The organism is Methylobacterium sp. Gmos1, assembly GCF_053764715.1.
In genome coordinates this window covers 126,203-144,559 of record NZ_JBSNCC010000014.1, presented here as the reverse complement: position 1 = coordinate 144,559, position 18,357 = coordinate 126,203, and the positions used below count along the sequence as shown (strand labels likewise).

Annotated in this window: 17 protein-coding genes; 9 read left to right on the top strand and 8 right to left on the bottom strand. The window is 70.2% G+C overall.

The genetic code is table 11. The annotated features are described in order from the left end of the window. Nucleotides 1-44: 44 nt before the first annotated feature. The gene (locus ACS5PV_RS23455; RefSeq protein ID WP_455397751.1) at nt 45-821 is read right to left on the bottom strand and encodes a GntR family transcriptional regulator; all 777 of its coding nucleotides are present in this window, start codon (nt 819-821) and stop codon (nt 45-47) included. A gap of 168 nt (nt 822-989) precedes the next feature. On the opposite strand from ACS5PV_RS23455, the gene ACS5PV_RS23450 reads away from it, so the two are divergent. The 6 genes from ACS5PV_RS23450 (at nt 990) to ACS5PV_RS23425 (ending at nt 4,858) form a co-directional block, all read left to right on the top strand. Then, nucleotides 990-1,658, top strand: a complete 669-nt coding sequence (locus ACS5PV_RS23450; RefSeq protein ID WP_455397750.1) for an amino acid ABC transporter permease — start codon at nt 990-992, stop codon at nt 1,656-1,658. 9 nt (nt 1,659-1,667) lie between these two features. Then, nucleotides 1,668-2,309, top strand: a complete 642-nt coding sequence (locus ACS5PV_RS23445) for an amino acid ABC transporter permease (protein WP_455397749.1) — start codon at nt 1,668-1,670, stop codon at nt 2,307-2,309. Between the two features lie 135 nt (nt 2,310-2,444). Continuing rightward, on the top strand, nt 2,445-3,278 hold the full coding sequence (locus ACS5PV_RS23440) for a transporter substrate-binding domain-containing protein (protein ID WP_455397748.1): 834 nt from the start codon (nt 2,445-2,447) through the stop codon (nt 3,276-3,278). A 10-nt stretch (nt 3,279-3,288) separates the two neighbouring features. Beyond that, the gene (locus ACS5PV_RS23435; RefSeq protein WP_455397747.1) at nt 3,289-4,053 is read left to right on the top strand and encodes an amino acid ABC transporter ATP-binding protein; all 765 of its coding nucleotides are present in this window, start codon (nt 3,289-3,291) and stop codon (nt 4,051-4,053) included. A 32-nt stretch (nt 4,054-4,085) separates the two neighbouring features. Beyond that, nucleotides 4,086-4,538: a type II 3-dehydroquinate dehydratase gene (locus tag ACS5PV_RS23430; protein WP_455397746.1), complete on the top strand. Its 453-nt coding sequence runs from the start codon at nt 4,086-4,088 to the stop codon at nt 4,536-4,538. A gap of 32 nt (nt 4,539-4,570) precedes the next feature. After that, nucleotides 4,571-4,858: a hypothetical protein gene (locus ACS5PV_RS23425; protein ID WP_455397745.1), complete on the top strand. Its 288-nt coding sequence runs from the start codon at nt 4,571-4,573 to the stop codon at nt 4,856-4,858. A gap of 123 nt (nt 4,859-4,981) precedes the next feature. On the opposite strand, the gene ACS5PV_RS23420 is transcribed toward ACS5PV_RS23425, so the two are convergent. From ACS5PV_RS23420 to ACS5PV_RS23410, 3 genes are all read right to left on the bottom strand, one after another. Beyond that, on the bottom strand, nt 4,982-5,806 hold the full coding sequence (locus ACS5PV_RS23420; RefSeq protein WP_455397744.1) for an ABC transporter substrate-binding protein: 825 nt from the start codon (nt 5,804-5,806) through the stop codon (nt 4,982-4,984). A 157-nt stretch (nt 5,807-5,963) separates the two neighbouring features. After that, the gene (locus ACS5PV_RS23415; protein ID WP_455397743.1) at nt 5,964-6,590 is read right to left on the bottom strand and encodes a hypothetical protein; all 627 of its coding nucleotides are present in this window, start codon (nt 6,588-6,590) and stop codon (nt 5,964-5,966) included. A 278-nt stretch (nt 6,591-6,868) separates the two neighbouring features. Then, nucleotides 6,869-7,621 (bottom strand): sensor histidine kinase, encoded by a 753-nt coding sequence (locus ACS5PV_RS23410; RefSeq protein ID WP_455397742.1) that lies wholly within the window; start codon nt 7,619-7,621, stop codon nt 6,869-6,871. A 284-nt stretch (nt 7,622-7,905) separates the two neighbouring features. Here ACS5PV_RS23410 and ACS5PV_RS23405 point away from each other — a divergent pair, with 284 nt between their 5' ends. After that, nucleotides 7,906-8,235 carry a hypothetical protein gene (locus ACS5PV_RS23405; RefSeq protein ID WP_455397741.1) on the top strand — a complete coding sequence of 110 codons (330 nt, stop codon included), beginning with the start codon at nt 7,906-7,908 and terminating at the stop codon, nt 8,233-8,235. A gap of 172 nt (nt 8,236-8,407) precedes the next feature. On the opposite strand, the gene ACS5PV_RS23400 is transcribed toward ACS5PV_RS23405, so the two are convergent. Together ACS5PV_RS23400 and ACS5PV_RS23395 are read right to left on the bottom strand one after the other, a co-directional pair. Beyond that, complete coding sequence (locus ACS5PV_RS23400; protein ID WP_455397740.1) at nt 8,408-8,809, bottom strand: response regulator transcription factor; 402 nt, start codon at nt 8,807-8,809, stop codon at nt 8,408-8,410. Between the two features lie 174 nt (nt 8,810-8,983). Continuing rightward, nucleotides 8,984-9,652, bottom strand: coding sequence for a response regulator transcription factor (locus ACS5PV_RS23395; protein ID WP_455397739.1), 669 nt, complete (start codon nt 9,650-9,652; stop codon nt 8,984-8,986). Between the two features lie 453 nt (nt 9,653-10,105). On the opposite strand from ACS5PV_RS23395, the gene ACS5PV_RS23390 reads away from it, so the two are divergent. Beyond that, the gene (locus ACS5PV_RS23390; protein ID WP_455397738.1) at nt 10,106-10,864 is read left to right on the top strand and encodes an SDR family oxidoreductase; all 759 of its coding nucleotides are present in this window, start codon (nt 10,106-10,108) and stop codon (nt 10,862-10,864) included. A gap of 64 nt (nt 10,865-10,928) precedes the next feature. Next, a complete protein-coding gene (locus ACS5PV_RS23385) occupies nt 10,929-12,311 on the top strand; it encodes a mercuric reductase (RefSeq protein ID WP_455397737.1) in 1,383 nt (460 codons plus the stop codon). A 356-nt stretch (nt 12,312-12,667) separates the two neighbouring features. On the opposite strand, the gene ACS5PV_RS23380 is transcribed toward ACS5PV_RS23385, so the two are convergent. Beyond that, nucleotides 12,668-15,181: an MFS transporter gene (locus ACS5PV_RS23380; RefSeq protein ID WP_455397736.1), complete on the bottom strand. Its 2,514-nt coding sequence runs from the start codon at nt 15,179-15,181 to the stop codon at nt 12,668-12,670. Nucleotides 15,182-15,430: 249 nt separating this feature from the next. Beyond that, nucleotides 15,431-18,304: an ATP-binding protein gene (locus tag ACS5PV_RS23375; protein WP_455397735.1), complete on the bottom strand. Its 2,874-nt coding sequence runs from the start codon at nt 18,302-18,304 to the stop codon at nt 15,431-15,433. Between the last annotated feature and the right edge of the window lie 53 nt (nt 18,305-18,357).

Below are 18,357 nucleotides of genomic sequence, written 5' to 3'. Positions count from 1 at the left end.
CGAGGACTCGTCCGAGACCTGATCGACGGCCGCCTTCGCGGCGGTCAACGGCGTCGCGTCGCCCGGACGGATTTCGGGCGCACGGCGACATCCCGTGCCGGAGGGGCGTGGTCAGGCATGGTGAGCCCGCACGCCCAGGCCGGCGGTCCGTCGGCCAGGGCGTAGTCCAGGCAGCTGTCGATGTGGACCTTCAGGATCCGGGCCGCCCCCTCGGCGTCGCGGGCCAGCGCGCAGGCGAGCAGGTCGGCGTGCTCCTGGATCGACCGGTCGCCGCGGAAGATGGCCGCCAGCGACAGGTAGCGCAGGTAGCGGTCGTGGATGGAACCGAGGGTCTCCGCCAGCACCCGCGAGCCGCAGGCCGAGGTCAGCGCCTGGTGGAAGGCGCGGTCGCATTGCCGGACCAGGGTCGGATCGGCGTCGGTCCCCGCGAGCATGCGGTGCTCGGTGACCGCGAGCTTGTGGTGGGCGGCCACGACCCGCGCCTCCCAGTCGAGGTCGCCCGCCGCGAAGGAGAGGGCGAGCGCGTGACCCTCGAGGAGCAGGCGCAAGGCCGCGATCTCCCGGAACTCGGTCGCCGAGGCCGGCGCGACCTCGAAGCCGCGCTGCGCCTCCGCCACGACCAGCCCCTCGGAGGCGAGGCGGTTCAGGAGCTCGCGCATCGTGCCGATACTGACGCCGTAGCGCCGGCTCGCCTCGTCGAGCCGCAGCCGCTCGCCGGGCGCGAGCTGGCCGAACAGGATGTCGGACCGGATCCGGGCGTGGACGACGTCGCCGACCGTCTCGCCGGCAGCGCCGACAGCGATGTCTGAGGAAGCAACCATGGCGATCTCTTTGGCACCACGAAACGCGCAGCGCAACGTATGAGGCATTGCCTATCATTGGATGATCGCATAATCATTCGATTATAGGAGCACCGGCTGGAAACAGCCAGGATGCTTCGATACGCGGCGAGGCTCTACCGATCGCGCCGCACCGGGGGAAGCGACCAGGTGAACTACACGCTCGATTTCGGGCCGGTCGTCGCGGGCCTGCCCGACCTCCTGAAGGGCTGCGTCGGCACGCTGGTCCTCGCGATCTCCGGAATGGCGATCGCCCTTGTGATCGGCGTCGTCGGCGTCATGCTGCGCGAGTCGCCCCTGCGCCCGCTGCGCTGGGCCGTGATCGCCTTCGTCGAGCTGATCCGGAACACACCGTTCCTGGTCCAGATCTACTTCGTGTTCTTCGCCCTGCCGCTCATCGGCATCCGTCTCGCGCCGACGCCAACCGCGATCATCGCGCTCGGGCTGAACGGCGGCGCCTATGCGATCGAGATCATCCGCGGCGGCGTGCAGTCGATCCACAAGGGCCAGGTCGAGGCCGGCTTCGCCCTCGGACTGCACAAGAGCGACGTCTTCCGCTTCATCGTCCTGCGCCCGGCGCTCCGCGCCGTCTATCCCTCGCTGACCGGCCAGTTCGTCATGCTGACCCTGACCACCAGCATCGCCTCGGCGATCGCCGCCTACGAGCTCACCTCGGTCGCCAAGCTGATCGAGAACGAATCGTTCCGCAGCTTCGAGGTCTACGGCACGATCACGATCCTGTACTTCCTCATGTCCTGGCTGATGATGCGCGCCTTCGGGCTCGTCTCGCGCCGGTACTTCAGCTACCCCGTGAAGTAGGGCACGACGATGGGCTGGCCCGAATTCCTGTTCCTGTGTGAGGGCATGAAGTGGACGATCGCGCTCTCGGCGATCGGCTTCCTTGGCGGCGGCGTGGCCGGCCTCGCGGTCGCGCTCGCCCGGACCTCAGGGAGACCGATGCTGGAGCGCGCGACGGCGGCCTATGTCAGCCTGTTCCAGGGCACGCCGCTGCTGATGCAGCTCTTTGTGGTCTATTTCGGCCTCGCCCTCGTCGGGCTCGACCTCGCCCCCTGGGAGGCGGTGGCTCTCGGCTTCACGCTGCATGCCAGCGCCTATCTCGGCGACATCTGGCGCGGCGGGATCGAGGCCGTGCCGCGCGGGCAGACGGAGGCGGCCCGGGCGCTCAGCCTCGGCTACGTCTCGCGGATGAAGGACGTGATCCTGCCGCAGGCCCTGCGCGTCTCCCTGCCGGCGACGATCGGGTTCCTGGTCCAGCTCATCAAGGGCACCTCGCTCGCCTCGATCGTTGGCTTCACCGAGCTCGCGCGGGCCGGCAACATGGTCTCGAACCAGATCTTCAAGCCGCTGCTCGTCTTCGGCATCGTCGGGGCGATGTACTTCGCGCTCTGCTGGCCCTTGTCGCTCTACGGCTCCTGGATGGAGCGGCGCCTCGCAGCGCCCTCGCGCTAGAGCCTTTTCCGACGAAGTGGACACCGGTTCGTCGAAGAAAATGCGCCCGAACAAAGACTTGGAGAGCTTCGCGATCGCACCGCGATCGTGAAGCGCTCCAGCCGGGATCTCGAACACCAAGAAGGGGAGGACATCATGGAACGCCACAGCATCAGCCGTCGCAGCCTCGTCGCGGGAGCAGGCGCCGCGCTCGCCCTGCCGGCGCTGATGACCGGCCGGGCCTTCGCCGTCACGCCCGATCAGATCAAGAAGCGGGGCCGCGTCATCATCGGCATCCAGGGCGACAACCCGCCCTGGGGCTTCGTCAACAGCACGGGCAAGCAGGAGGGCATCGACGCCGATATCGGCGAGCTCTTCGGCAAGGAACTCGGCGTGGCGGTCCAGTTCATGCCGCTCGAAGTGGCGAACCGCATCCCGGCCCTGACTTCGGGCCGCTGCGACGTGCTGTTCGCCACGATGGCGATGTTCCCCGACCGCGCCAAGGCGGTGCAGTTCTCGAAGCCCTACGTCGCCAACCAGATCGTGCTGCTCGCACCCAAGACGGTCACGGTGAAGTCGAACGCCGACATGGGCAGGCTCACCATCGCGGTGGCCCGCGGCGCGGCCCAGGACACCGAGGTGACGCGCAACGCGCCGCCCGGCACCAACATCCTGCGGCTCGATGGCGACGCCGCCTCGATCCAGGCCGTGGTCTCCGGCCAGGCGCAGGCGGTCGGCGGCAACATCTTCTACATCCGCCGCCTCGACGAGGCGAAGCCCGGCGTGTTCGAGCAGAAGCTCACCTTCACGAGCATCTACAACGGTGCCTGCACGCGGCTCGGCGAGAAGGAGATGAATGCGTTCATCAACACCTTCATCGACAAGATCAAGGCGAATGGCGAGTTGAAGAAGATCACCGACAAGTGGATGAAGGCCGAGCAGCCGCCGATGCCCGAGCGCATCGAGGGCGTCCCCTTCACCGCCAGCTGAGCGCGAGGACATGAGCGTGTCACCGAACCCGGCGACCGGCCCCCTCATCGCGATGCACGGCGTGGACAAGTGGTACGGTGACTTCCACGCCCTCAAGGGTGTGACCCTGGAGGTCCGCCGGGGCGAGAAGATCGTCCTGTGCGGGCCTTCCGGCTCGGGCAAGTCGACGCTGATCCGCTGCATCAACCATCTCGAGACGATCCAGAAGGGGCGGATCGTGGTCGACGGCATCGCCCTCGACGATTCGGCGCGAGCCGTCGACGCGGTGCGCCGCGAGGTCGGAATGGTGTTCCAGAGCTTCAACCTCTTTCCGCACATGACCGTGCTGGAGAACTGCACCCTGGCGCCGATGCGGGTGCGCGGCACGAAGAAGGCCGAGGCCGAGGCGATCGCGCGCCGCTACCTGGAGCGGGTGCGCATCGGCGAGCAGGCGGGCAAGTACCCGGCGCAGCTTTCGGGCGGCCAGCAGCAGCGCGTGGCGATCGCCCGGGCGCTCTGCATGGAGCCCAAGGTCATGCTGTTCGACGAGCCGACCTCGGCCCTCGACCCGGAAATGGTCAAGGAGGTGCTCGACACCATGATCGGGCTCGCCCGCGACGGCATGACGATGGTGTGCGTCACCCACGAGATGGGTTTCGCCCGCCAGGTCGCCGACCGGGTGATCTTCATGGCCGACGGCGCGATCCTGGAGGAGGCCGCCCCCGACGCCTTCTTCCGCAGCCCGCAGCACCCGCGGGCGCGCACCTTCCTCGGCGAGATCCTGGCGCATCACTGACCCGCAAGGACGCTGCGGGGGAGGGAATTATCATGGGCGAGCCGATCATCTTCGTGCTGAATGGGCCGAACCTCAACCTGCTCGGCGAGCGCGAGCCGGCGATCTATGGCCAGACGACGCTCGCCGAGATCGAGACGGCGTGCCGCGCGCGGGCCGCGACGCAGGGTCTCGCCGTCGAGTTCCGCCAGACCAACCTCGAAGGCGTGCTCATCGAGAGCGTGCACGAGGCCCGCAAACGCGCCGCCGGGATCATCATCAACCCGGCCGGCTACAGCTTCACCTCGATCGCGTTGCTCGACTCGCTCAAGATGTTCGACGGCCCGAAAATCGAGTTGCACATCTCGAACATCCATCGACGCGAGGAGATCTACCACCGCTCACTCGTCTCGCGAGCCGCCACGGCCGTCATCGCCGGCCTCGGTCCGAGTGGCTACGGGGTGGCGCTCGACGCGATGCGCCTGCTCCTCGACGAGCGCAGGACCTGAGAGTACCGCTCGCCGCCGATCCCGCGTTGCGGATGCCGACCCAACGGCATTCCAAGCTTCTCCACGTCTTCCGAGGCGCGAGGCTTGATCATGCTATCGGGTGCACACCGCCCTACACGCCCGAACTGCAGCCGGCCGAGACGTTGTGGCCGCTGGTCGATGAGCCGGTGGTCAATCGGCACATCGCCAACCTGGACGAGCTCGAACGCGCGGTCGAGCAGCGCTGCGTGACCTTGAGCGACCAGCCCGACGTCATCCGCTCACGCACAAGCTTCCGCTGGCTGCCCAAAACCGCCAAGACAAAACTCAGGCTGGTCTAATCAAGTGGAAACCGTATCATTTGTAGATAATATGATTGGCATTGCAAGAATTCTTGCCGCACACGCGAACGGCCCGCGCCGGCCGTACGCCGCGGGTCGTGTGGTCCCGAGCGCGATCGGCCGCTACGGAACGTCCGATTTCGGCGCGACGGCGGCATCGTGCTGGCCGCTGCGGGCGAGGGCGGCCGCCACGAAGCCCGACGCTTTCATCTCTTCGATGAAGCGGCTCAGATAGGCCAGGGCCTCGTCGCGTCCCCTCGGGGCCGCCATGGCCTGCTCGATCACCATGAACCGCCCGGGGAGGACGCGCACATCCGCGTGATCGCGCGCGTAGACCTCCAGCGGCTGCCTAACGGAGGCGACCACGTCCAGGCGATCCCGGAGGAACAGGTCCAGGGCGGCCTGCGAGGTCGGAGCGAAGACGCGCTCGGCCGACGTGAGGGCGCGCGCGAGATACAGGTCGTAGGCCGTGTTCCGGCCGACCGCGATCCGCGTTCCGGGCCGGTCGACCTCATCGTTCCGCGTGAGCGCGGATTCCTTCGGGACCATGTAGGCCCCCTCGATGATCACGTAGGGCGGGGTGAAACCGATCGTCTGGGCCCGCTTCGGATCGATGGCGAGGAAGGCCACGTCCCAGGTCTGCGGGCCGTCCAGCGCATCGACGACCTTGCCGGCCGTGTCGTAGGTCGTGAACGATACCGGAACTTTCAGCCGGCGGCCGAGCTCGCGCGCCAGATCGGCCGAGATCCCGGCCGGCTCCCCGTCCGGCCCCTTCTGGGCGAGGACGATGTTGCCGTAATTGATCGCGGCCCGCAGCGTCCCCGTCGGTGCGACACGACCCGCGATGTCACCCTCGTCCGCTCTCGCCATCCTGCAGCCTCCGGCGTTGATGAAGACGAGGGCTGCACCGACGGCAGCCAGCGTGTTCAGTCCAGGAATTTCCGTCATCGATGGCCCGTCCTTCCGGCCGGTCGGCGGTCGTGTCCGCCGACGGGAGCCCCGCCGGGCCGGCATTCGGCCCGGCGGCGACGGCCGATGCCGCGGAGGCGTACAGGGCGCCCGTGCGGGTCGCAAGCTCCACACTTGAAGCGCCGGTCGAACGGCGTCACGCCCGCGCGACGGACGTGGCGGAGCCGGCGCCGCCCGACCGGGCACGGCGGCGGCCGACCCAGAAGACCAGGCCGCAGCCGGCACCGGTGAGGAGGCAGAGCGGCAGGAGGGCGACCAGGAAGCTGCCCGTCTGCTCGCGCAAAACGCCGATCAGCGAGGTGATCGCGCCGGTTCCGAGTTGCGCCAGGGTATTGATCGCCGCAATGCCCGCCGCCTGGGCCGACGAAAAGGTCTCGGTCGCCAGGGCGAAGAAGGGCCCCTTGATGGCGTCGTTGCCGAGCAGGACCAGCGACAGGAGCACCAGCGTGACCCGGAGAGAGCCGGTCGGCAGCGTCAGGGCGAAGCTCACCGAGGTCAGCCCGAGGGGCAGCGCCGTGCTCCAGATGCGCTCGCCGCTGCGGTCCGCCCGCAGGCCCCAGACGATCTTGAACACCGCGACGAGGCCGTGCGCTTGCGATTGTCCGGCCTCGCCGGCCCGGCGACCGACGTCGAGGCGGCTCGTCAGCCAGACCCTTTCCTCGCCGCCGAGGATGGGCGCCTCCGCCGGGCGGCTCGGGAGCAGGCCGAGGGCGGCGAGGCAGAGGGCGGGATCGATGCGGCCGAAATGATCGACCACGTACATCGATCAGGTGCGTCTTTCGCGCGAAGGCGCTGCCGCGATCGTGGCACGGGCGGTCGACGCGAAGGTCAGGCGGCACACCATCTGTGCATCTCCGAAATTAAGCCAGCCGCAATGCATGGTAAATGTCTGTAATACAAGCCTTTTTCCTATATATCATTGTCGTTTAGCATGTGAGGCATGCATGCATTTATTTGGTGGATCCATGAAAAAATATGAGATCGATCGAGGATATGCCGCTTGCTCGGCAGGATGAGCCGTCCCGCACCATCGGGGCCGCCTCATCCGCGTGACTTGCCTGCCTTCGGTGCCGGGGCGCCGGACCGCTCCACGATCACGCCGAAGACCGATCCTCGGCCGCAACGGGATTGTACGCTGATCGGATGGCCGAGGGCCTGAGCGGTCTGGCGCACGATGTGGAGGCCGAGGCCGAGCCCGGCTCCGTCGCGGCGGCCGGCCCGATCGAAGGCATCGAAGATGCCGGCGAGGCGCTCCGGCGGAATGCCGGGCCCGTCGTCGTGGACCTCGATCGCGATCCGTCCTCCCCGCCGTCGGCACCCGATGACGACCCGTCCGCTCCGGCCTGCATACTTGACGGCGTTGCCGACGAGGTTGCGCAGGATCGTCGAGAGCATTGCGGCCTCGCTCTCCGCCCACAGGTCCGAGCCGCGCAAGTGCAGCCGGACCCCGACCGCCTCGGCATAGGGTTGCCATTCGGCCGCGACCGCGGCGAGGAGGGGGCCGAGTGGCACGGGGCCGAGGCGCGGTGGCGCACCGCCGACCTGTGACGTGCGGGCGATGTCGTCGAGCTCGCGGCCGAGGCGTACCAGGGCATCGCTGGCCAGACCAAGCCGCGCGGCGGCGCGCGGCGCGACGCCGTCGGAGACAGCGCGCTCAATGGCCATAAGGGCGACCTGAAGCGGCTGCTTGAGATCGTGCCCGGCGACGGCGAGGAGCCGGGACATCGCACTGCGGGCGGCCTCGGCACGGGTGAGAGCATCGCCGCCGGCCGGCATCGGCACCATCATCCCCATCGCTACCTCCTCGATCAATCCCAACCCGGGACGGCGCATCCATGATCCGGACCATGCATCTTGGCCGTGAGGCATGAAATCATACGGAGGTTTGCCCCGGCCGCCCGTCATGTTGCCCTCACCACTGACGCCACCCCGCGGACCTATACTGCGGTATGAGACTATCACCTCTCGTCACGATGTCGGCAGACGTTGATCTGACTGCTGCGCTGTACGGCCTCGGCTAGATTGATCTCGTCTCCGAGCGGAGACGATGGTTCATCGATCGAGACGAGGAAGAGACCATGATGACACGGTACCTGCTCTGCGCGCTGGTCCTCTCGGCCTCCACCGGTGGCGCGGCCGCGCAAGACGCCCCGTCCGCTTACCGGTACTCGGGCCAGCATTCCGGGGGGCCCGCCGGCGCGCTCATCCCCGAAGGAGCACCGGCTCCGGTGGTGCATCGCCCGGTCGATCCGGCCTATCGCTATTCCGGCACCCATGCGGGCGGGCCGGCCGACGCGCTGGTGCCGGCAGGCACGCCCGTTCCGGCGGCGCGCCGGGCGACGGACCCGGCCTACCGCTACCCGGGCAGCCATGCCGGCGGGCCCGCCGACGCCCTGATCCCGGAGTGAAACGAGGAGACGGGTCCGCCGGACATTGGTCCGGTGGACCCGCCCGAGGGACGTCGCGAGAGCCGACGCCCAGGAGCGGGTTCGAGCCGCGCGGGCTCGCCTACCGAAGGCTCGCAGCCTCCGGCCGGTGCGTCCGCGCGGCGTTGCGGTGCATCCCACGGAAGGGCCGCGGTCAGGACCGGACGGTATTCTCGAGGCAGCGGATCAGCGCGTCGGCGGCGAGGGGCTTGCGTAGGAGGTCCCGCGCCCCGCCGGCCAGGGCGCGCCGGCGGATCGCATCGTCGTAGAACCCCGTCATCATGATGATCGGCAGCTCGGGCCGGGTCCGCCGCACGCGCTCCTGCAGTTCCAGGCCGTTGATGCCCGGCATGTCCACGTCCGTGAGGAGGCAAGCCAGTTGCCCCGCGAGGCGGCCCGACGCCTCGGCGCCCAGGAACGCGTCGGACGCCAGGAACGCCGCACCCGAACTGAACGCCACGGCCGCGTAGCCCAGCGACTCGAGGAAGCCGGATGTTGCGTCCAGTACCCCCTCGTCGTCGTCGACGACCGCAACCGTTGCCTTTCCGACCGACAAGGGGTGTCCCTTCCGATGTCCCGTGGGGATGCTCGCCCCCGCCCGAGATGGGCCAGGCGCCGGTCGGACGGAATCATACGATGGTGTGGTGCGACCGGATCGTCCCCGGCCGCCCGTGCCGCTTTGGCGTCGTCAATCGACGAAACCGCCGGGAGAGGAATGCGGCCAGGACCGTCAGCCCTCCGAGGCCTTCAGCGCCTCGGCCTTGCGCACGAGGTCGGCGACCGAGCCCGCCTGCATCTTCCGCATGACGTTGCCGCGGTGAATCTTCACCGTGATCTCGCTGATGCCGAGGGCGTGGGCGATCTGCTTGTTGAGCAGTCCCTGGACGACGTGCTGCATCACCTCGGCCTCGCGGGCGGTCAGGGTCGCGGCGAGGCGCGTGAGTTCGGCCGCGCCCGCGCTCTCGGTCCGCCGGGCCCGGTCCCGCTCGATCGCCAGTGCGATCGCATCGAGCATGTCCTGATCGCGAAAGGGTTTCGTCAGGAAATCGAGCGCCCCCGCCTTCATCGCCCGGACGCTCATCGGGATATCGCCGTGGCCGGTCATGAAGATGATCGGCAGGCGGCTGCCCGCCGCGGCGAGCTTCGCTTGCAGGTCGAGCCCGCTCGTGCCGGGCAACCGGACATCGAGGACGAGGCAGCCCGGCCTGTCCGGCAGGCTCGCCGCGAGCAGGTCGGTCGTCGATCCGAAGGCGATCGCGTCGAGGCCGACCGATCGCAGCAGGTCCTGGAGACCCTCGCGAATCCCCTCGTCGTCCTCGACGATGACCACGAGCGGGGCCGTCGCCGTCGCGGCGGGCGGGCTCGCGCCCGGGCTTCGGATGTTGCCTGCCACCGTCATCGCCGGGTCCTCGCGAGCCTCGCTGCTCCCTCGCCCCACCGGCATAGTCAACGCACCGGCCCGGCTCAAGGCGACGGTCAAGCTATTCGACCCGTTCCGGTGGACGATCCTTGCTCATCGTGGTGACACCGCGTTCCGCGCCCGCCGGGACCGAGCCGAACAAGACAAGAACTATCCTAGCGTCAATCAGCGCGTGCGAATCGTCGCCTGACACCTTCGTATGATCACGCATGCGCAAGGTGTGATCGCGCTCAGACCAGCCGTCGATATCGCGGCCGGGGCGAACCGGTAAGCTGATCCTCGTCGCCGGCCCCGAGGCATCGATCCTCGGGGCCGGCCTTACTCGAACCTGCCACACGACCGATCCCCTCATCCGGCGGGAGCCGCCCGGAGCGGCGCGCCTCCGGTCGTCCAGCCCAGACCCTTCCGCCCCGTGCCCTTGGAGACGAAACGATGCAGCTCACCGGCAACACCATCCTCATCACCGGCGGTACTTCCGGTATCGGCCGCGGCTTCGCCGAGGCCTTTCACCGGCTCGGCAACCAGGTGATCGTCGCGGGTCGCCGCCAAGCGCTCCTCGACGAGGTAACACGGGCCAATCCCGGGATGGCCTCGATCGCCCTCGACATCAATGATCCGGAGGCGATCAAGACGGCCGCCGCCCGAGTCGTGGCCGAGTTCCCGGCGCTCAACGTGCTGTTCAACAATGCCGGCATCATGCCGTTCGACGACGCCTCCGGAATCATCGACGATGCGGTCGCCCAGGCGACCCTGACCACCAACCTGCTCGGGCCGATCCGGATGACCTCCGCGTTGATCGAGCACCTGAAGGCGCAGCCGCGGGCGACGATCGTCAACAACACCTCGATCCTCGCCTTCCTGCCGCTGGCGAGCACGGCGGTCTACTCGGCCAGCAAGGCGGCTCTGCACGCCTACACGCTCTCGCAGCGCTTCATGCTGCGCAACACCCGCGTCACCGTCCAGGAGATCGCGCCGCCCTGGGTCGATACCGACCTGATCAAGAAGAGCGGCGATCCCCGCGCCATGCCCCTCGACGCCTTCATCGCCGAGACCATGGCCGGGCTCGGCACCGAGGTCGAGGAGGTCGTGGTCGAAGCGGTGCGCCCCGTGCGCGACAATCCCGGCGCCAAGGAGCACGCGATGATCGACGCCTTCAACGCAGGCCTCGTCGCCAACCCGATCCCGGTCTGAGACCCACCCGGGGCGAACCGCGGAAGGTCCGCCCCACGACAAGCCGCTTCGAGGAGGACACGCGATGAGCGAGCGATACGACGCCGTGGTGATCGGCAGCGGCGAGGGCGGCAAGTTCCTGGCCTGGGACCTGGCGAAGGCGGGGCAGCGGGTCGCGGTGGTCGAGCGCCGCTGGATCGGCGGATCCTGCCCCAACACCAACTGCCTGCCGAGCAAGAACGAGATCTGGAGCGCCGAGATCGCCCATCTCGCCCGGAACGCGGGCCGCTACGGCGTCGAGACCGGCCCGGTCCGGGTCGACATGCGCCGCGTGGTCGAGCGCAAGCGGGCGATGGTGGCCGGCCTCGTCGAGATGCACCTCGACAAGTACCGCGACAGCGGCGCCGAGCTGGTCATGGGCAGCGCGCGGTTCACGGGCCCGAAGACGGTCGCGGTCGCGTTGAACGCGGGCGGGGAGCGGGTGCTCACTGCCGACACCATCGTGCTGAACCTCGGCACGCGTCCCGCGCTTCCGGACGTTCCGGGCCTGCGCGAGGCCGAGCCGCTGACCAACATCGAGGCGCTCGAACTCGATGCGCTGCCCGACCACCTGATCGTGCTGGGCGGCGGCTATGTCGGCCTCGAGCTGGCGCAGGCCTATCGCCGGTTCGGCAGTGCCGTCACGGTGATCGAGCGCGGCGACCGGATCGCCGGCCGCGAGGACCCGGACGTGGCCGACGAGCTGGCACGGCTTCTCGACGCCGAGGGGATCGCGCTGTGGACCGGCACCGCGGTGGTGGGCGTGCGCGGCCGCTCGGGTGAAGCCGTCGAGGTCGTGGTGCGCTCAAGCGAGGGCGAGGCCGTGGTGGCGGGCAGCCACATCCTGGTCGCGGCGGGGCGCACGCCCAACACCGACGGGATCGGGCTCGATCTCGCCGGCGTCGCGGTGACGGAGCGCGGCACGATCCGCGTTGACGACCGCCTCGCCACGACGGTGCCGGGCATCTGGGCGATCGGCGAATGCGCCGGCAGCCCGGCCTTCACCCACGCCTCGGCCGACGATTACCGGGTGGTGCGCGACGCGCTCAAGGGCGGCGGGCGCTCCACCGCCGGTCGCCAGATGCCCTACTGCCTGTTCACCGACCCGCCGCTCGCCCGCGTCGGCGCGAGCGAGACGGAGGCACGGGCGGGCGGCGCGGAGATCCGGGTCGCCAGGCTGCCGATGCGGGCGGTCCTGCGCACCCGCACCACGGGCCAGACCGACGGATTCATGAAGGCGGTGATCGGGCCGGACGACCGCATCCTCGGCTTCGCGATGCTCGGCGCCGACGCCGGCGAGGTCATGGCGGCAGTGCAGGTCGCGATGCTGGCAGGGCTCTCCTACACCGCTTTGCGCGACGCGATCCTGGCCCATCCGACGACCGCGGAAGGGCTGAATGCTCTGTTCGCGGCCGTGCCGGCGCGCTGAGCACGCTGTCATAGGAAGTCCGATTGATCTGTTCCGAAAGATGATAGGCGCGGGATCCCCTCTCCCACACGGGCTAGCATGTTCACACATCTCGCTTTGAGCGCTCATCCACTTTCAAAGTAGCGCGCCTCTCCTCCCCCTTGTGGGGAGGAGTTGGAGGTGGGGGTGGTGCCGCGTTGAGCGCGAGCTTTCTCCGGCACCACCCCCACCCCTAACCCCTCCCCACAAGGGGGAGGGGAAAGCGCACACATTCGCGGAGGGTTAGCTCCCGGAGGAGGAGTGTGAATCCGGTAGCCCACACGGAAGAGGGGGGAGACGCGCTCTGCCTTTTCCGAACAGATCAAACAGAAAGAGTGTCAGGCGTCCGCGGTGGCTGGCTCGGCCGCCGCGGCGCGGGCCGCCTCCTCGTGCAGGGGCAGCTCGACCGCGAAGGTCGCGCCCACGCCCTCGTTGTTCTGGCCTCCGAGCGTCCCGCCATGGGCCTCGACGATCGCCTTGCAGATCGACAGGCCGATGCCCATCCCGTCGCGCTTGGTGGTGAAGAACGGGCTGAAGAGCTTCGGCAGCTGGTCGGGCGCGATGCCGGTGCCGCAATCGCTCACCGTCAGCCGGACCCGATCCGGCGTGGGTGCGCAGAGCGCGATATCGAGCCGACGCCGGGCCTCCGGCACCGTCCGCATCGCGTGCAGGCCGTTCATCACAAGGTTGACGACGACCTGCTGCAGCTCGACCCGGTCGGCGAGGATCCGGGCCTCGGGCACCGAGACGCGCATGCGCAGGCTCGCCGAGGCGGCGGAGATCTCGCGGTCGAGGAGGTTGGCCGCTTCGGCGAGGACGTCGCGCAGGTCGACGATCTCAGGAGCGCGCCGGTCGCGCCGGAGCTGCTCGCGGGTCCGCTGGACGATCTGGCTCGCCCGCAGGCCGTCGCGCACCGCCCGCTCGGCCGCGCGCTCGGCGGCCGCGAGGTCGGGCGTCTCGCGCCGCAGCCAGCGCAGGCAGGCCTCGGCGCTCATCACCATGGCGCCGATCGGCTGGTTGACCTCGTGGGCGATCGAGGCCGAGATCGCCCCCACCGTCGCGACCCGGCCGGCCCGGGCGAGTTCGCTCTGCGCGGCGAGCAGCGCCTCCTTGGCGCGCTCGCGCTCGGTCACGTCGATCATCGCGCAAGCGACCCGATCGTAGCCCGAATCGTCGTCGGGCAGCGCCATGACGAGGATCGCGGTGACCTCGCGGCCGTCGGCGCGCAGGAGCTTCCCCTGCATCTCGAACCGGCCGCCGCCCTGGCCGAGCCGCGCGAGGAGCATGGCGAGGAGGTCGCTGCCCGGCGGCAGGAAGCGGGTCATCGCGCCGAGCACCGCCTCCCGCGAGGCGCCGCCGAGGAGCTGCACCGTCGCCTCGTTCGCGTCGACCAGGGTCACGCCCGGCGAGGCATCGCGGCGCGCGACGGCTTCGCGGGGGATGGACCCGGGACCTTGCGCGCCGCTCGACGCCGTCACCGCCTCCTGCACGGCGGACAGGTCGATCTCGCAGAGCGCGACGTGGGCCTGCTCGAACAGGGCGCGATAGCGCCGCTCGCTTCGGGCAAGCGCCCCGAGGGCGCGCCGGCGGGCGCTCACGTCGAAGGCGATCAGGCTGACCCCCCCGGTCAGCGCGAGGTAGAAGCCGACCGCGGTCAGGCCGCTGCGCTCGGCGAGACCTTGCGCGATCATCGGCGAGAACGCGCCGCCGACGATGCCGCCGACGTTGAAGGCCACCGAGGTGCCCGAGTAGCGCACCCGCGGCGGAAACAGGCTCGGCAGCCAGGCCCCGAGCGGCCCGTTGACGAAGCCCATCACCCAGAGGGCGAAGGCGAGGAACACGAAGGTGGTGACGAGCGATCCGCTGCCGAGCATCGGCGCCAGCAGGATACCGGCGACGATGGTGCCTGCGCAGCCGACGATGAGGACGCGGGTCGGGTCGACCCGGTCGGACAGCCAGCTCGCGGTCACGATCGCGGCGGCCATGAACAGGATCGCGCCGAGTTCGACGAGGAGGAACGAGGCCCGGGAGTGCCCGAGCGTGGTCGTGCCGTAGCCGAGCGCGAAGGCGGTCGCGGTCCAGAACAGCGAGAAGCAGGCCACGACCCCGAAGATCCCGGCGACCACCTGGCCGGCATGGAGGCGCATCAGCTCGACGAGCGGCGCGCGCGGGGGCTTCGCCTCCTTCAGCGAGGCGGCGAATTCCTCGGTCTCGGCGAGATGGGTGCGCACCCACAGCCCGAGCCAGACCAGCGGCACGCTGAGCAGGAACGGCACCCGCCAGCCCCACTCGGCGAATTGCTCCGGCGTCAGGGCCAGGGTGAGGACCAGGAACAGCCCGTTGGCGACGAAGAAGCCCAGCGGTGCGCCGAGCGGCGCGAACATCGCGTAGCGCGCCCGCCAGCCCGGCGGTGCGTTCTCGAGCGCCAGCAGGGCCGCCCCGCTCCACTCGCCGCCGAGCGCCAGGCCCTGCCCGAAGCGCAGGAGGCAGAGCAGGGCGGGCGCGAGCCAGCCGGCGAGCGCATAGGTCGGCAGAAGGCCGATCGCCGAGGTCGAGAGTCCCATCAGCAGGAGCGAGGCGACGAGCGTCGCCTTGCGCCCGACCCGGTCGCCGAAATGCCCGAACACCGCGCCGCCGATCGGCCGTGCCACGAAGGCGAGGCCGAAGCTCGCATAGGCGCTGATCAGCTCGGCCGATTGCAGCGTGGCAGGGAAGAACAGCGGCCCGAAGACCAGGCTCGCGGCGGTGGCGTAGATGTAGAAGTCGTAGAACTCGACGGTGGTGCCGATCAGGCTGGCGAGGAGCACGCGCGCCGTGGTCTGCCCGGAGGCCGGCTTGTGCGATACCGTCATGCTCTCGCCTCGTCCTCTCGCGCCGGGCCCGGGACGTGCCCCGGCCGCGCGTCTGTTAGCTCTTAGCTCGACCGTTGGTCGAGGGCCCGCGGCTCCCGGCCCGGTCCATCGGCGGCGCCCTCCGGCGGACCACTGTCCCGGCAAGCCTCCCCCGCGGTGATACCGGCGAGGGTAGACGGTGTACCGAGAGGGGTTGTGAGATCCCGTGAGGCGGGACGGATCGAGCCGCGCGGGCGCCCCCGGGCTCCGTCACGCAGTCAGGTGCTCGCGTAGGCGCGTCGCCCTCAGGACGTCCCGGGTGGAACGGCCCTCCGTCAGCGCGTCGCAGACATGCGAGAGCAGGCATGCCGCCTCGCCGGTACGACCGCGGCGGGAGAGGTATTCGGCGAGATCCGTCGCGGCCCTGAGGCGATAGGACAACGCTCCCTGATCCTGCGCGATCCGAAGGGCGTGGCGGAAGGCCTCCTCCGCACGCTCCGCGTCCTGGTCCGTGTCCCGGGCCGCGAGGGCCCGGCCCTTGATGCGCCACGCCTCGGGGAGGAGGGTCAGCTCCCCGTCGCGCTCGATGCGGACCATGGCGGGCCCGGCTTCGGCGAGAGCCTCGCCGGGCCGCCCCGCCTCGATCAGGGCCTCGGCGAGGGCGAGCTGCAGGGCCGAGTTCATCGTCAGGTGCGACACCTCGACGAGGCCTGCCAAGCCCTCGGACAGGAGCGCGACGCCGCTCTCCGGATCGCCGCGGAGCGCGTGGAGCTGCCCGGTCAGCGCCCGGGCGAGGAGCTCGTAGGGCACGAGCGAGTGCCGGGAGGCCAGCACCCGCCCCGTGGCGAGCGCCTCCGCCGCCCGGTCGAGATCGCCCGACCACAGGGCGACCGGCGCCGTCCAGAGCAACGCCGTGCACAGCGAGACGGGGTGGCCGATCGCCTCGATCTTCCGCACCACTCCGTCGACGGCGGCTTCCGCCTGGTCGGGAAGGCCCTGCACCCACAGCGCGCGGGCGATGGCGCAATGGGCCAGCATGCGCTGGTCGATGCCGAAGCGGACCACTTCGGGCCGGCGCTGGAGCGGGAAGTTGCGCAGGGCGTGCCCGCAGCGCAGCCGCGCCTCGGCCTGTCGCCCCATGAAGTGATCGAGGACGCCCACCATCCAATCGCCGGTCGCGAGGCCGGTATCGGTGAGCGAATGCCAGATTCCGGCGCGGCCGCGCTCCGCATAGGCCATCGCCGCCTTGAAGTCCGCGAGGCGGAGCGCGAAGATGTACAGGCCCTCCAGCAGCCGGATCTGGTACGCGAGATCCCGCTCGGCCTCCGCGAGATCCAACGCCTCGTGGAGCGCGGCTCGCGCGTCCTCGCCGTTGCCCCGGGTGTAGCGCAGGGCGACGCTTCGTGCCGCCTTCAGTTCGAGCCGCAGCTTCGGTCCGAGTGCGGCGAACTCCCCTGACCCGAGCGCCCGCCCGGTCCACTCGACGCATTCGGCGAGGAGCGACAGGTGCAGGAACAGGGGTGCGGAACAGGCCGCGAGCCGGACTGCCGCTTGCGCGTCGCCGCCCGGCCCGAACGCCCAGACCAGCGCGGCGCGGACGTTGCCGATCTCGAAGGCGAGGGCCGCCACCCCGTCGCCACCGTGCCGCGTCCCGCTCGCCGCCCGCGCGCCCTCAAGCAGGCCTGCGTAGCAGGCGACGTGCCGGCGGGCGGCATCCGCTTCCTCGCCCGCCGCCCGGAGCTTCCGGAGGGCGAATTGGCGCGTCATCTGTAGCAGGCGGTAGCGGGCGCCGCCCTGTGAGGCCTCAGGCCCCTGTGCGGCTTCCAGCACGAGATGGGACTTGTCGGCCAGCGCGCTGAGGACCTCCAGGTGATCGGAGCGGTCCGTGCCGTCGTCGAGCACCGACAGGGCCGCGTTCAGCGAGAAGTGGCCGGTGAAGATCGACAGGGTGCGCAGCGCGCGGGCCTCGGCCTGCGACAGGAGGGCGTAGCTCCAGTCGAAGGTGGCCTGAAGGCTGCGGTGGCGGGGGACGGCGCTGCGGTGGGCGAGTTCGGCGCCGTTGCGCAGAAGCTCGACGAGGCCGGCGAGACCCAGGGTCCGCATGCGGGCCGCGACCAGTTCGATCGCCAGGGGAAGGCCGTCGACCTGCCGGCAGATCTCGCCGACGAGCCGGGCCTGGGCCGGATCGAGGGTGAGGTCGGGTGATTGCAGGCGTGCCCGGTCGCAGAAGAGCTTGACTGCCGAGAAGGCGAGCGGCTCGTCCGCGTCGGTGACGGGCGCCGCCAGCGGCATGAGGTGATGGACGGCCTCGCCGGACAGCCGGAGCGGTTCGCGGCTCGTCGCGAGGATGCGCGCGGCGGGCGCGCCGCGCAGGATGGCTTCGGCCGCGAGCGCGACGGCATCGATGACGTGCTCGCAATTGTCGAGGACGAGAAGGGCGTCCGCATCCGCCAGCACCTTGACGACCTGCGGCAGGGGATTGGCCGATCCGACCGGGACGCCGAGGGCCGTGGCGACGGCGCTCGGCACGAGGCCGGGATCGTCCAGCGTCGTCAGGTCGACGAAGGACGGCGACGGCCCGGCAGGGCCGCCGATCCGATGCATGACCGCGGCGGCGAGCGTCGTCTTGCCGACGCCGCCCGTGCCGACCACCGTCACCAGCCGATGGCGCGCCAAGTGCCCGAGCAGGATCTCGACATCGGCGGACCGGCCGATCAGGTTCGACGGCTCGGGCGGCAGGAGCGGCGCGCCGACCGGCCGGACCATCGGCACCGGCCGGGCCGGCGCGGCGGCCGTCACCGTCGCGGTGAAGCAATAGCCGCGGCCCGGCACGCTCGTCACGTGCTCGGCCCCTCCTGCGTGCTCGGCGAGCGCCTTCCGCAGCTGCCCGATCTGGAAGCGGAGGTTGCTCTCCTCGACCTGCGCCCCTGCCCAGGCTGCCGCCGTCAGCTCGCGGTGGCTGATCACCTCGCCGGGCCGCGACGCGAGATGGATCAGGAGATCGAGGGCGCGGCTGCCGAGCTTGACGACGGACGACCCCGCCAGAAGGCGCCGGTGCTCGGGCAGCAGCGTGAAGACGCCGAACACGATCTCCGGCCGCGCCGCGCCGGGCGAGCCCGCCGTGGCGTCGCTTGCCTTCGTCATGCCACCGCTCCCGCACCTGCCCGACGCCGATCGCCCGAGCCGCCGCCGGCTCC

Excerpts from the sequence above, each read along its gene's own strand:
- ACS5PV_RS23455 (WP_455397751.1), bottom strand. The coding sequence starts at position 821 with ATGGTTGCTTCCTCAGACATCGCTGTCGGCGCTGCCGGCGAGACGGTC.
- ACS5PV_RS23445 (WP_455397749.1), top strand. The coding sequence starts at position 1,668 with ATGGGCTGGCCCGAATTCCTGTTCCTGTGTGAGGGCATGAAGTGGACG.
- ACS5PV_RS23440 (WP_455397748.1), top strand. The coding sequence starts at position 2,445 with ATGGAACGCCACAGCATCAGCCGTCGCAGCCTCGTCGCGGGAGCAGGC.
- ACS5PV_RS23435 (WP_455397747.1), top strand. The coding sequence starts at position 3,289 with ATGAGCGTGTCACCGAACCCGGCGACCGGCCCCCTCATCGCGATGCAC.
- ACS5PV_RS23430 (WP_455397746.1), top strand. The coding sequence starts at position 4,086 with ATGGGCGAGCCGATCATCTTCGTGCTGAATGGGCCGAACCTCAACCTG.
- ACS5PV_RS23425 (WP_455397745.1), top strand. The coding sequence starts at position 4,571 with ATGCCGACCCAACGGCATTCCAAGCTTCTCCACGTCTTCCGAGGCGCG.
- ACS5PV_RS23420 (WP_455397744.1), bottom strand. The coding sequence starts at position 5,806 with ATGACGGAAATTCCTGGACTGAACACGCTGGCTGCCGTCGGTGCAGCC.
- ACS5PV_RS23415 (WP_455397743.1), bottom strand. The coding sequence starts at position 6,590 with ATGTACGTGGTCGATCATTTCGGCCGCATCGATCCCGCCCTCTGCCTC.
- ACS5PV_RS23410 (WP_455397742.1), bottom strand. The coding sequence starts at position 7,621 with ATGGGGATGATGGTGCCGATGCCGGCCGGCGGCGATGCTCTCACCCGT.
- ACS5PV_RS23405 (WP_455397741.1), top strand. The coding sequence starts at position 7,906 with ATGATGACACGGTACCTGCTCTGCGCGCTGGTCCTCTCGGCCTCCACC.
- ACS5PV_RS23395 (WP_455397739.1), bottom strand. The coding sequence starts at position 9,652 with ATGACGGTGGCAGGCAACATCCGAAGCCCGGGCGCGAGCCCGCCCGCC.
- ACS5PV_RS23390 (WP_455397738.1), top strand. The coding sequence starts at position 10,106 with ATGCAGCTCACCGGCAACACCATCCTCATCACCGGCGGTACTTCCGGT.
- ACS5PV_RS23385 (WP_455397737.1), top strand. The coding sequence starts at position 10,929 with ATGAGCGAGCGATACGACGCCGTGGTGATCGGCAGCGGCGAGGGCGGC.
- ACS5PV_RS23380 (WP_455397736.1), bottom strand. The coding sequence starts at position 15,181 with ATGACGGTATCGCACAAGCCGGCCTCCGGGCAGACCACGGCGCGCGTG.
- ACS5PV_RS23375 (WP_455397735.1), bottom strand. The coding sequence starts at position 18,304 with ATGACGAAGGCAAGCGACGCCACGGCGGGCTCGCCCGGCGCGGCGCGG.